We start from the raw sequence: 13,349 nt of genomic DNA, 5'->3' as shown, positions 1-13,349 counted from the left end.
ACTCCCCCACTCTTCCTAATGCTTGCACTTACCTTGCTGATGGTGTTCGTGATCGTGACCGTGAGCGCAGCCTTGTAGGTCTTGGTTCATGAGTTTTTCGCTCATTTCTTGGAGGGACTCATCAGCAGCTTTTAAACCGATCCAAGCATTGATTTTTTCGATATCGAAACCGGCTTCACGGCGATCGCCTACTTGAATCAAGGGACGCCGAATTAACAGCGGATCGCGCAGCATCAATATTAAAGCAGTTTCTGCGTCTAGTTTTTCTGGATCTACCTCACCAGATTTTACTGCTGGAGCGGCGCGGTTAATCCATTCAACCACAGGGCGATCGCCAAAAAAGGAGCGCAAACGCTCAACTGTCCAAGCTTCAGTTAACAAATTATACGGCACAACTTCATGACCGGCGGCTGTCAGCAAAGTTTTCTGTTTCGTATTGTTTTTGCAGCCTGGTTTTTCATAGAAAATTACTCTTGCCATTGAATTATCTCCTTAATATTTAGATAAATGTATAGCGGTTTTCAAGTGAATAAAATACACACTCTCTACCTCCCAGCCCCCTTCCCGGAATAGGAAAGGGGGAGATGTAGAGACGCGATATATCGCGTCTCTACACAGTTGGAAAAACGTCAATCTTACACATCACATCAAGCGTGCAAACCGCTATAAACAAAAATTATTGGAATAGACATTATCTGGTGTCAACAAGTTTCTTAGAGAATGCCTAACCATACATAAATTATAATTAATATTATTATATATTTGCCATTAATAATTATCAAAATACACCAACTAAAACTTTTTCGCAGTTTGACTAACTATGTCAAACTCAAATCTTTCTTTGGGGTCAGTTTCGCCATAAATATTAAAAGTAACAGTTGGTTCATCACCTACCGCTTCCACGCTATGAATAGCATCAGGAGTAAAGCTTATAATATCTCCTGGTGCTAAAGTTATATTGCCTGTAGTTTCAATTTTATCTGGAAATTCTGCACTAGGACTGCGTTGCCAACAAGTTGTTTTTTCCTGTCCTTTTAATACTGCTACTACTCCCCAAGTTCCGTGATTGTGAATCGTTGATTTTATTCCTGGTAAAAATGTTACTATTTGCACAGTTAAAGGAAAACCTAATTCATCATATAAAAGTAAAACAGAAGTTCCAGTTTGTGGAGAAGGTTGTAATTTTTGACTTTGCACCCAATAGGAATTAGTAATCAATCGCCTTACCAACATCCGAATTTCTGGAAGGCGACTTGATTCGTCGTCAACGTTATTAAGCACATCTTCTACCTCAGTTATAAACCGATACAGGCGATAATTCTCTCTTAATAAATCCCATTCTCTGGCTGATTTACATGCTTGATATTGACCGTCTCCAGTTACAAGCCAATCTTTATTTTTCATAATCATTATTTGAAGATAGGTTGTGTTTTGTAAAATTAGAAGTACTTATACCAATTCTATGTGAGGCTGCACATTAACGCCCTCAGGCTGGAAGCCTGGGGCTACACAAACAAAGCCTGCCTACGCAGGCTAAATTATATGCATCTTCATATAAAATCGGTATTAAATAATTATTCTTCATCTTCTTCCGCTGGACGTGTCAAAATATCAAGTAGAAGTCCCCCACCAAATTCTTTTTTATCATCAACTTCTTTGACTTTGGCACTTATTTCTTTAGCTTGTTCTATTTCTCCCAACTTAGCTAAGACTAATCCAGAAGCGGCGTAAGCGGTTAAATACAGCCTAATTGAGGGGTTCTCTTTGCGACTAACTAATATTGGCTTTAGTTGTTGCCAATCATCAGGTAGGTTTTCGTAATTATGAATTTTATTTATAACTTTGACTGCGGTTTCCAGTGCTAGTAGATAATTATTTTTATAGTAAAAATATCTATATGCGGCGACTAAAACTTCTAGATTATCTTCTGTTTTAGCTAAAGCTTGCTGCATATACTTTTCTGATTCTGCGGTATTTTCCCAGTTTTTTGCGGCTAATATCAATAAATTCTTGATGTCCTCTGGAACTTGAAACCAGGAAAATGCTTCTGAGTTAATTTTCATAAAAATCTCCTTGATGGGGAATGGGGAGTAGGGAGTAGGGAATAGGGAATAAAGAAGTTTTGAATTTTCACCACTGAGTCAATTTTCATAAAAATCTCCTTGATGGGGAATGGGGAGTAGGGAATAGGGAATAGGGAATAAAGAAGTTTTGAATTTTCACCACTGAGTCAATTTTCATAAAAATCTCCTTGATGGGGAATGGGGAGTAGGGAGTAGGGAATAGGGAATAGGGAATAAAGAAGTTTTGAATTTTCACCACTGCCCACTCCCCACTCCCTTCCCTTTATTTAAACAAGCTGAGAATGTACAGCAGGGAGAAGAGAATAATCCAGATAATGTCTACAAAGTGCCAGTATATTTCTGCCATTTCAATACCAACGTGCTTGGTAGCAGAATAGTGACCGGGACGACGCGATCGCCACAATACACCTAAAATTAATAACAGTCCTATAAACACGTGTAAACCGTGGAATCCTGTCATTAAATAAAAACAGTTAGAAAATACGTTGGTCGTCATGCCGTATCCTAAAGTGAGATACTCAACAACCTGACCAAGTAAGAAAACTGCCCCCATTATTGCAGTGATGGTATACCACCGCTGCATTCCTTTGACATCATTCCTTTTAATTGCTGCGTCACCAAAATGAATGACGAAACTACTAGAAACCAGAATGATAGTGTTAATTGTCGGCAATAAAAGCTCTACTTCGGTGTTTTCTGGAGGCCAAACTTCCGTTATTCCTCGAAAGAACAAATAAGTCGCAAAAAAGCCGCCAAACATTAAAGATTCAGAAGCAAGAAAGGTCAATAATCCCAATACTCGCAAATCTTGATGTTCGCTGTGTTCTGCGTGATTTTCTGCACTTGATGTTGCGATCGCCATATTGTTGCAGCTTAAATAAATGTCCAAAAAGCATGAAGGCTTACATTACCTGCCAGGAACTATAATAGGACTTACGCAAAAACTCTCTCAAACCTTATTTCTTCTCCTTACGGAGACGCTTCGCGAAGGGGTACTTGGCGCACTTGGCGGTTCGTTTTTCTATAATTCTACGTAAGTCCTGTATAAGTTCCTGGCTGATAGCTTAAGCCCATTAAAATGAACTGAAATCTTTACCGACAGTTACACTTAGTCCTCTTAAGAGGACTTTTGCTGTTAGCCAGGAACTTATAGTTCCTGGTGGGAATGAATGCGTGCTCTTAACCAGGGGTTTATAACCCCTGGTGAGAATTGGCAAGAATGACTAAGCACTGGCTTCGGTCGCAGTAGATGACGGCAATTCAGCGCTATGATTATTGATGCCGTAGTCGTAGGGACCGTGAGTGACAACGGGCAATACTTCCCAGTTTTCAACTATTGGTGGTGAACTGGTTGTCCATTCTAAAGTCAAAGCTTGCCAAGGATTATCACCGGCTTTTTGTCCTGCAATCCAACTCCAAATGACGTTGATGGTGAAGGGAATCACTGAAGCTGCCAATATAAAAGAACCAACAGTACAAATCTGATTCAGGCTGATAAATTGCGGATCGTACATGGCAACTCGTCGAGGCATTCCTTGCAAACCCAACTCGTGCATCGGCAAGAATGTCAGATTAGTGCCAATGAGGGTAAGGACGAAGTGAACGCGACCCCAAGTTTCATTCATCATCCTTCCCGTCATTTTCGGGAACCAATGGTAAATACCAGCGTAAATACCGAATACGGAACCGCCAAACAATACATAGTGGAAGTGCGCCACTACATAGTATGTGTCGTGGACGTGAATATCAAAGGGGGCTGTTCCCATTGTGACACCGCTTAAGCCGCCCATGACAAACATGGATAGCAAGCCAATAGCGAATAGCATGGCGCTGGTGAAGCGTATTTTACCACCCCAAAGGGTAGCAACCCAACCGAAAATCTTGACGCCGGTGGGAACAGCAACGATGAGGGTGGAGATGGTGAAGAACATCCGCATCCAACCGGGTGTACCGCTGGTAAACATGTGGTGTACCCAGACGAACAAACCGACAACGCAGATGGCTACGCTGGAATAGGCGATCGCTTTATAACCAAAAATCGGTTTGCGGGCGTGTACTGGTATCACTTCAGACATAATGCCGAAGATGGGCAGAATCATTAAATAAACTGCCGGGTGCGAATAAAACCAGAACAAATGTTGGTAAATTACCACATTACCGCCAGCATCTGGTTTAAAGAAGGAAGTACCAAAGTTGATATCAAACAACAACAGCACTAAACCAGCTGCTAATACGGGTGTCGAAAGAAGCGCTAAAATAGCGGTTGCTAAAGTTGCCCAACAAAATAAGGGAACTTGATCCCATTTCATGCTAGGGACTTTCATTTTCAGGATGGTGATGACAAAGTTCACCGAACCCAAAATTGAGGAAGTTCCCACCAAGACGATCGCTAAAATCCACATCGATTGTGCAGTGTTAGCGGTAACTAAACTTAATGGTGGGTAAGCAGTCCAGCCAGATTGGGAACCACCAAAGAAGAAACTACCGAGAATTAATGCACCTGCTGGTGGATTTAACCAAAAGGCGATCGCATTCAACTTCGGGAAAGCCATATCCCTGGCGCCAATCATCAACGGCACCAGATAATTACCAAATCCCCCAATTGCACTCGGTACAATCCACAAAAAAATCATGATTGTTCCATGATTCGTCATGAATGCGTTGTACAGATTCGGGTCAATGAGGTCTGCATCTGGTGTTGCTAATTCTGCACGCATCACAACAGCCATCAATCCACCGATGAGATAGAAGACAAATGCTGTAACTAGATATTGGATACCAATAACTTTATGGTCAACATTAAATGTGAAGTAGTCGTACCATTTCCACGCTTGAGGATGGATCGTATGGGCACTCACCAATTGAGTTTTATTGTCTTCGTGTGGAGTATTCGGTGGAAATTCTACTTGCGTCATATTTTTTCCTTTGTTGCTTGTTAGTTGATATTTGTTAGTTTTCCTACTAAGTAAATGGGTGAAATTAAACCCGTAGTGAGCGGTTTACCGCTCATATCTTCGGTTTTAAGGGCTAGGCTCGTTTATTTATGCCCATCTACTAACCACTAACCACTAACCACGTTCCTAATGACTCATAGACTCTAGAGTTCCTGAACTAATCCCCATCTCATGAGCGTAGGGAGCAAGAAACTCTGAAGCTGATAACTCAGATGGTTTGACTGCAACAGCTTGATTGAATTCTTGGTTTTGAGCAACTTTATTTTCTGTCAACCAGCTCTCATACTCTTGTGGTGTTTCCACAATTACAGAAGATCGCATTGAACCGTGATAACCACCGCATAATTCTGTACAAACTATCGGGTATGTACCAGTTTTAGTAGCGACGAATCGCAATTGAGTCGGGATACCGGGAATTGCGTCTTGCTTCAATCTAAATTGCGGTACCCAGAATGAGTGAATTACATCTGTTGCGGACAAGTTGATTTGGACATCGGCACCAATTGGGACGTGTAATTCTCCAGAATTAACACCACTTTCGGGATAGTTAAATATCCAAGCAAACTGCATCCCGGTGACATCAACAACTAAGTCGGCAACTTTGCCATCTTGGGAAGTTCCCCCAATGCCTATTTTCCGCGCACCTACGGGTGGTACTGGTATTTCCAAGTCCGAAGCACTCGCGTCACTCAATGTAGCTGCGAGTGCGCTTCCAGGCATCTGAGCAACATGAGCCATCATATGTCCTGGTGCTTCAATTCCACCCATGCGGGTAAACACATCAACACTGTATACTCCTAAGCACAGGACAATGATTGATGGAACTGCCGTCCAAAAAATTTCTAAAGGAAGATTGCCCTCAATATGGACACCATCCGTATCATCACCCTTACGGCGACGATATTTAATAACAAAAATTAAGATGGTTCCTTCTACTATCAAAAAGAGAGCGATCGCAATGCTGAACATGATGTTGAAAAACCCGTCCACCAAAGGTGCTTGTGCTGAAGCTTGCACCGGCAGTAGATTATGGTTTTGACCAAGCCAGATGCTTAAAACTGTGACGAATGCTCCAGCAACTAAAGTTAATAATGAAACAGGAATTTCTTGCATACATACCTGCTGTGTACAACATCGTTCTTCGGTGTGATTTTCTTTCTTTTTACCCCAGGATTCATATCCTGTATTCTTGATGTATATCCCTAGGCAGTAAAAAGAATCGTTTTCTCGCTTGTCAGAGCATCACAACAAGCATAATTGTTTGCTTTCACCTATATATTTTCTCTGTTTATTATAGATAATCAGGAAAAAATCACTATATTTTTTAATATATTTTGTCCGGCAAAGCGACAAGAAAATTTATGCTTATAGTTCATCTCGTGCCCGCTTAATTAACAATAATAAAAATATCGCAATCATCGTAGAGACGTTCCAGTGGAACGTCTTTACTCGCAGTAGAGACGTTCCACCGAAACGTCTCTACAATATGTGTCTCAACGGTGGACATGATACAACCAGCATTCACAAATCAACTAGGAAGTAAAAAAAATAAGGATGAAGTTAAACTTGCGAATTAATTCGCTCAATCGTACAGATTTATTTTTTCATCCTTTTGCCTTTATCACCACTGATCTAGGCTAGATTAGCAGCAAGTTTAAATTTGTTAATGGCTAACATTTTCCGATTTATGGGTTGTTCTACTGCTAACTTTTTGCTTTCGTTCCGGTAAATATCCAGCATTCCCTCTAGCACCAACACCCTAGAAGGGTGTGGTGTTATACGTACCAAGCCTGCGATCGCGTTGGTGTGCATTAAATAAGGTTTAGCAAGGGCATTTTCCGGCAATAGCGCTTGAAAAAAGCGCATAAACCTTAACTTACTAAGGCAACATGGGTGTAGCAATTCTTTGGACAAATTCTTGCACAAGCTTCACAACCAACACAGTTTTCTGGATTAGCTACTGTCATTATTTTCCGTTCGATTTCATCACCATCTTCATCGTCTACAAGTTCACCTTCTTCGTTTAACGCTGCCAAAGATAGCACATTATGCCCGCAAATTTTAAAGCATCTGCCACAGCCAATGCACTTTTCTTGATTGATATCTTGAGCAAATTTGGGTGTCCAAGTTTTACCACCAAATGTCAAGCCTGTTAGTTGTGCCATGAATCTACCTCAGCAATTTTGCTTACTAATTTATCGGAACTATTATTCTCATCCTAACTTAATCTTAATTAGCTGAGTTTATTGTTCACAAGTGATTATTTTCTCTATCAATTTTTGATGACTTTAACTTAATTTCGTGAGCGCTTTAAATGAAAATATTTGCCAATAATTTAAATTAAACCTTGACCGATTCTATGCTTTTATCGCCTACTGCTGCCGATTTCAGGTTTTTCCTAAAAGTCGATTGCTGATAAATTAAATTCTTTATTTACTGACAAATACAAATAAATAACTGATGTTTAGCTTGGCAATTTTTGGTAAACTTTTTATGACCGATAATAATCGTTTTTCAGAAAGATACATTACAGATTAAAAATAATAAATCGTGTTTTTATATACGAAAACTGAAGCTATACACTCAGAAAGTAAGTTATTAATGATACTCTTTGCTTCTTCCAACTTCGGTCCTAACTTCTTTCTTCTTTGTAAGGGAAATACACTCTTCTGCTCACAAACGACCCAAACCCAGATATATCAATAAATAAAGTAAAACGATGTCAAAGTCTATCTGTATATGGATTTGAGGGTCTTTTCTGAGTGTTTTTGTCTAAGTCCCATTAAGCGATCGCCTACATAACTAAATACAGTTCAGTTAAGGATTTTTGATACTGATTTTAGACCTGTAGAGACGCGATCGTCCGAAGTCTCTACACTCGGACTATCGGGCTTAACACCAACGGTATTGCTACATAACTAAATACAAGCTCAATATCATATTTTTGACTATTTCCATGAATTCAACACATTTAATTTGTCATTAATAACTGTAAATTAGCTAACAAAATAATTATCCAATTAAAATATTAATAATATTAATAACCCCGATAAAACCTATCGCTAAAAAACTAAATGTTCGTCAATAACAATCACGAGCTTTTTTTATGTTCAACAAGTAAATGTTTATATATATCCGATGATGTAAGATATTAACAAATATTTGTAAGCTGCGAAGTGAACAACGTTATCTTAAGATTGGTGAAATATATATTTAATAAATAAGTAATATTAGGCTTTAGTTAAAAGCTTTTATAGCATTCAGTTCGATGCCAAGTACTGAATATCGATGTTTATTGATTAAGTTGGCAAGAATATTATTTTCTTGCAGCCGAAATATTGTGGTGTGGTGGTGAGTATTAAAAAAAGTAAATACATCCATTCTTAGACTTGAAAAAGATATCGAGAGCGAGTAGAGTGGCAATTGCCGTATGCCTTATACAATTCCTAACAACAGTTGCGTTGGATGTGATAACTGCCGTCCTCAATGTCCTACAGGTGCAATCAAAATAGAGAACGATGAATATTGGATTGACCCTAGTCTTTGTAACAATTGCGAAGGTTATTACCCTGAACCGCAATGCGTGATTGCCTGTCCCACAAAGTCACCGATTCCTTGGCAAGCAAAAAAGGGAAGATGCAAGGTTGAACCTAGAGATGCTACAAGTTTAGATTTGTTTGCCAACGGGAAGAGTAACCCCTTTGCATCAGCGATGGTCATTTGGGAAGCTTGCAACGTGTTGGCACAGCGAACATCTTTACCTTGGCAAATTGATGAACAAGGTTTCTTGTGTTATGGCAGAAAAGTTAACCAAGGTAGAGGAGCGATCGCATTTCACATTACCGATCCATTTAAAGTCAGCGATACTCCTTCCCTTCGAGAGACTCCAGCAACGGAGTCACTTTGTGAAAAAGCAACAGAGTTACAAGCAATTGAAGCACTTGATATCAGAGCTGCTTGCATCCATCTAATTTTTGCCGCTTATGCTACAGCTTGCGAGCAACCTTGGGAGCAAGAGTTTGCCATCGACGATCGCCAAATCGAGAAATATTTAGGCTTAGAGAAACGCAAAGACTTGAGTAAAAACGCCAAACTCACTCTCATGAAAAATATTGTACTGCAAGCTTGCTCTCTTATAACCACCATTGACTGGCCCCAACAAGGTCGAGTCAAAGGTTTTTCAGTTACAGGTAGTCGCTTGTGGCACATAGTAGACATTCAGCACTATTTTCAAGAAGATAATCTGGGATGTAAATATCTAGTCGGGTTAACTTTTAAAGTCAAAGCTGGCATTTGGACGCGGTATTTCTTAAATAAACAAGGATGCAAAGAGCGAACTGCATTTTATCAATATCGCAGTCTACCCAAATCTTTGTTAAGCACAATCATGAGCATTTGGCAACAACATGAAGGCACAGCGCGATTAATGCTATGGCTGCTATTTAAAACTAAAATGGGCATTTCCCAACGGATCACCGTTCCCACCTTGCTGAAAGTTGCTTACGGTGAGGAAAAAGTGAAGCACGCAACCAGACATCGAGAAGAACGCAAGCGCTTGTTGCGAACTTTTGAAAGCGATTTGGAAATTCTCCATCATTATGGAATCAAACCAGTTTTCGACCCGATTACTTATCCACCACTAATTCAACCTTTGTGGGCAAAGTTAATTGATATTCCTGAAGATCCAGAAGAAGCATTAGAATTTTGGACTACTGACGGTGGTGCTGACACTCGCTTGACAGATGCAGGTCCGCGTGGTAAATGGAATTTGCTGATGAACGCTCGAATTTTGTCCTTTGAACTACCACCAGAATGGGAACAACCAATCCCGAAATCTGATAAAAACCAGCGACAAAGTGTTACTACCAGAAAAAAGATCAAAACTACCGGCGATTTGCTTGGGGAACAGATTTTACAAGGACGAAAAAATCTGAATCTCTCCCAAAGAGAGTTAGCAAAGTTGACAGGTAAAAGCCAAAGCTGGATTCGAGATATCGAAAATGGTCGCTTAAAAGCGAAGTCAGAAGACCAAGCGGTGTTAAGGAAAGTGTTGAATATGGCGTAATCTCTGTGTAGAGATGGGATACTTAGCCCACACTCCTATGGACGGTGAGTGGGGGCTTCTCAATGACTCTCCATTGGAGACATTGTCTGTGTAGCCCCAAGCTGAAGCGTTCTACTAAAATTTACTAGTGACGTCAGCCATAATTAAGCTTGTGCAATAGTAGAACCAGAGAACCTACGTTTCAGCATGAACGCAGCTAACACAATACCCAAAATTGCCAGTGCTGTAGTGGGATAGAAGAAAACAGTGTAACTGCCGAATATATCTCTAATTCTGCCTGCTAGCAAAGTTCCGGCTAAAGCACCTGCACCGTAAGCGGTGAAGACGATGCCGTAATTCTTGGCATACTCTGCTTGGGAGAACAAGATTAAGGTGGTAGTGGGAGCGATCGCTAACCATCCACCAAAAGAAAAGTAAAATAGCGAAAACGCCACTAAATAAGTAGACACAGAACCAGGACCTGCTTTGAGCATCATGATGGAAGCAATTAATACTAATGTAAAAGATACAATTGCCCCATACTTAGGACCGAAGCGGTCAGTAAACCAACCAAAAAACAAACGTCCTAAAGCATTAAACACTGCAAATAGTGAAACTGTACTTGCTGCTGTTGCCGCATCTAATTTAATGATTTCTTGGGCTAAAGGGCTAGAAATCCCGATAGCTGCCAGTCCAGAGAAAGTGCCGATGGTGTAGCATAGCCACAACCCATAAAATGCCGGAGTTTGCAGCATTGTTCCTGGAGTGGTGGTAGATGTATTGCCCTGCACTGATACCCCAGGATTCCAACCAGTCGGCTTCCACTCCTCTGGGGGTGTCTTCAACACAGTGGAAATCAAAAGAATAATAGCTGTAAAGGCAATACCCAAGATGACAAAAGTTTGCCGAACTCCATAGGTATCAATCAGAGATTTTGCCAAAGGTGCTGTAATTAATGGTGAAAGACCAAAACCAATCACAGCTAACCCGACAGCAATACCTTTCTTATCAGGGAACCATTTAGCTACAACTGCTAACGGTACCCCATAAGCTATACCCACACCTGTGCCGGCTATGACACCGTAGGTAAAAGTTAGCGTTTGCAAATTGCCATCGAGACCAGACAGGATATAACCAAGTCCCATAATTACCCCACCAACTGCGGTGACAACACGAGTACCGAAGCGGTTGATGTAAAAGCCAGTAATTGGCATCAATATGGCAAACAGCACTAACAAGACCGTAAAAGGTAATAGACTTTCTATTGCATTAATATTCAGTAATTTCTCTAGAGGTTTTCTAAAAATACTCCAGGAATAAACAGTCCCAAGACAAAGTAAAACGGTTGCACCGAGGGGAATAAGCAACCATCTGCCCTTTTCTGCTGACATCCCAAAAAGTTGCATCTTTTGCATCTGTCCTGCTTGAATTATTTTGCCATTAGTATCTCACCTTTTTGGTTCTACAATAGTTTGATAAATGTTTCGGTCAGTGTTATTGACCACAAAGTACGTTCTCGAAAGCGATGGCATCACTCTGTTAGCAACAAACCATTTTTTCCTTCCACCCAAGACTTAATGATTACGAAATCACCTTTAACCACCCAAAAATATCACCTACCGTCAACTGTAACCCCTGACAAAAATCTGGCACTGGCAAAACATCATCAATTTCCTCAAAAGGTAAAGGTTGTCGTCCCGCAGGATAAGCAGCAATAAATCGCTCATCGGGGTCAATTAACCAACCCATTTGAGTTCCGTGGTTGAGAGCGTGTAAGATTTTTTTTGTAACTTTTGTATGGCTTTGTTCTGGAGAAAGAATTTCGATTATCCAGTCAGGTGCTGCGGCAAATGTATTGGCAATATCACCATTTTCGTCTACAGGAAGCCTTGCCCAAGAGAATACAGCGACATCGGGAACTATAGAACGTCCTCCAAAAGTGCAACGTAATTCTGGAAAAGCCCAACCCATTTTTTGTACTTTTACAACAGAATTGATTGTGGGGCAGAGTTCTCCTTGAATAGTGCTATGTTTTCCTTGAGGCATGGGTTTTTGAATTATTTGACCGTCGATGTACTCTAAGCTTGGCTTAGTTTCTGATAGTGCGAGAAATTCTTCTAGGGTGAATATTTTATTTGGTGCTTGTAACATTGTTATCCGGTTCTACCGCCCAATGCATGATGAATAATGAGTAGAGCAATTTGGTTACAATTTTTTACCCTTCTGGGCAGAACAAGTTATTTGCTTGTAGAGGAAACATTATTTAAGCGATCGCGAATTGCCGTTAATTGTTCTTGATTATTTACTGGCGATCGCGGTGCTGGCAATTCTGTATTGGGCCAATTGGGTAAATCATTACACGGACATAACTCCGGTGGCATTCCCAAGCTTCGCACGGGTACTGGCATCGTACAACGACCACAGTTACTCATTTCCCAACTCGGTGTCAGCAGTTCGTCGATAGTTTCTTGCGTACCTTCTAAGTAACACTCACCTGAATCTTGTGAGATAATTTGCTGCCATGTCGTTTCAAATTCGTCACTATAGCGATCGCCTTGAATTACTGGTTGCGGCAACAGACTTGCCGAACCATTATTTGTCATCACCTTTTTGCCTAACTGAAACCAGTAAGCAAGGTATTGTTTTACTTCCTGTTTGCTTGCCATACCACAATATTACATCTTTATCTCATCAATGCGAGTAAAAACCCATTGCCAGTTTGGTCGCCAATGTCTCGCATCTTTCTTGCAAAGGCTTACAAGAAGAGGGCAATAAGTAGACAGCGTAAAGATCATGCTATGAAATTGGCACGATGCGTAATCACATCTAACGATGTAGTGGTCTATGAAGATTTGCGGATTAAGAACATGGTTAAAAATCATTGTCTGGCAAAGTCAATTAATGACGCTGGATGGTATCAATTTCGAGTTTGGTTAGAGTATTTTGGAAGGATTTTTGGACGTATAACTATCCCCGTTAGTCCTGCCTACACGTCTCAAGAATGCTCTGGCTGTGGCGTAATTGTGAAAAAGTCTTTGTCTACTCGTACCCACGTCTGTCAATGTGGCTGTGTATTAGACCGCGACCACAACGCTGGTATTAATATCCTTAACTCAGGATTGGGTAAGGCTGGGCAAGCCTTAACCTCAGTGCTAGACACTGGCAACGCTTCTGGAGAATCGACCTCTATCCTAGTTGGTGCAAACCTGCTTGGGTAAGTTGGCTCGCTGAGAGAAGAATCCCCGTCGCGGTGACTCGCGGGGAGTG

13 protein-coding genes and 1 pseudogene are annotated in these 13,349 nt (G+C 40.8%); 2 read left to right on the top strand and 12 right to left on the bottom strand.

Annotation, left to right across the window (positions count from 1 at the left end; all coding sequences use genetic code 11):
• Positions 1–15 precede the first annotated feature (15 nt).
• From OGM63_RS11680 to OGM63_RS11640, 9 genes are all read right to left on the bottom strand, one after another.
• Positions 16–480 (bottom strand): ArsC/Spx/MgsR family protein, encoded by a 465-nt coding sequence (locus tag OGM63_RS11680; protein ID WP_263745717.1) that lies wholly within the window; start codon positions 478–480, stop codon positions 16–18.
• Between the two features lie 312 nt (positions 481–792).
• Positions 793–1,404 (bottom strand): cysteine dioxygenase family protein, encoded by a 612-nt coding sequence (locus OGM63_RS11675; RefSeq protein WP_263745715.1) that lies wholly within the window; start codon positions 1,402–1,404, stop codon positions 793–795.
• Between the two features lie 170 nt (positions 1,405–1,574).
• Entirely contained in the window at positions 1,575–2,063 is a 489-nt protein-coding gene (locus OGM63_RS11670) for a hypothetical protein (protein ID WP_263745714.1), read from the bottom strand.
• Between the two features lie 283 nt (positions 2,064–2,346).
• Positions 2,347–2,946: a cytochrome c oxidase subunit 3 gene (locus tag OGM63_RS11665; RefSeq protein ID WP_263745713.1), complete on the bottom strand. Its 600-nt coding sequence runs from the start codon at positions 2,944–2,946 to the stop codon at positions 2,347–2,349.
• 361 nt (positions 2,947–3,307) lie between these two features.
• Positions 3,308–4,999: a cytochrome c oxidase subunit I gene (gene ctaD, locus OGM63_RS11660; protein WP_263745712.1), complete on the bottom strand. Its 1,692-nt coding sequence runs from the start codon at positions 4,997–4,999 to the stop codon at positions 3,308–3,310.
• A gap of 165 nt (positions 5,000–5,164) precedes the next feature.
• Positions 5,165–6,151: a cytochrome c oxidase subunit II gene (locus tag OGM63_RS11655; protein WP_263745711.1), complete on the bottom strand. Its 987-nt coding sequence runs from the start codon at positions 6,149–6,151 to the stop codon at positions 5,165–5,167.
• 519 nt (positions 6,152–6,670) lie between these two features.
• Entirely contained in the window at positions 6,671–6,904 is a 234-nt protein-coding gene (locus OGM63_RS11650) for a hypothetical protein (RefSeq protein WP_263745710.1), read from the bottom strand.
• Between the two features lie 5 nt (positions 6,905–6,909).
• The gene (fdxB, locus tag OGM63_RS11645) at positions 6,910–7,203 is read right to left on the bottom strand and encodes a ferredoxin III, nif-specific (protein WP_263745709.1); all 294 of its coding nucleotides are present in this window, start codon (positions 7,201–7,203) and stop codon (positions 6,910–6,912) included.
• A gap of 1,072 nt (positions 7,204–8,275) precedes the next feature.
• Positions 8,276–8,419, bottom strand: a complete 144-nt coding sequence (locus tag OGM63_RS11640) for a hypothetical protein (protein WP_263745708.1) — start codon at positions 8,417–8,419, stop codon at positions 8,276–8,278.
• Positions 8,420–8,468: 49 nt separating this feature from the next.
• Between OGM63_RS11640 and OGM63_RS11635 the strand changes: the two genes are divergently transcribed.
• Entirely contained in the window at positions 8,469–10,103 is a 1,635-nt protein-coding gene (locus OGM63_RS11635; RefSeq protein WP_263745706.1) for a helix-turn-helix domain-containing protein, read from the top strand.
• 143 nt (positions 10,104–10,246) lie between these two features.
• On the opposite strand, the gene OGM63_RS11630 is transcribed toward OGM63_RS11635, so the two are convergent.
• The 3 genes from OGM63_RS11630 to OGM63_RS11620 form a co-directional block, all read right to left on the bottom strand.
• Positions 10,247–11,473, bottom strand: a complete 1,227-nt coding sequence (locus OGM63_RS11630; RefSeq protein WP_263745705.1) for an L-lactate MFS transporter — start codon at positions 11,471–11,473, stop codon at positions 10,247–10,249.
• 190 nt (positions 11,474–11,663) lie between these two features.
• A complete protein-coding gene (locus OGM63_RS11625; protein ID WP_263745704.1) occupies positions 11,664–12,233 on the bottom strand; it encodes a Uma2 family endonuclease in 570 nt (189 codons plus the stop codon).
• A gap of 86 nt (positions 12,234–12,319) precedes the next feature.
• The gene (locus OGM63_RS11620) at positions 12,320–12,748 is read right to left on the bottom strand and encodes a hypothetical protein (protein ID WP_263745703.1); all 429 of its coding nucleotides are present in this window, start codon (positions 12,746–12,748) and stop codon (positions 12,320–12,322) included.
• Positions 12,749–12,826: 78 nt separating this feature from the next.
• On the opposite strand from OGM63_RS11620, the pseudogene OGM63_RS11615 reads away from it, so the two are divergent.
• Positions 12,827–13,300 (top strand): annotated as a pseudogene (locus tag OGM63_RS11615) (RNA-guided endonuclease InsQ/TnpB family protein); the annotation flags it as partial.
• Between the last annotated feature and the right edge of the window lie 49 nt (positions 13,301–13,349).

The organism is Plectonema radiosum NIES-515 (assembly GCF_025753815.1).
Taxonomy (GTDB): Bacteria; Cyanobacteriota; Cyanobacteriia; order Cyanobacteriales; family Nostocaceae; genus Hassallia; species Hassallia radiosum_A.
This window is presented reverse-complemented; position numbering and strand designations above follow the sequence as displayed.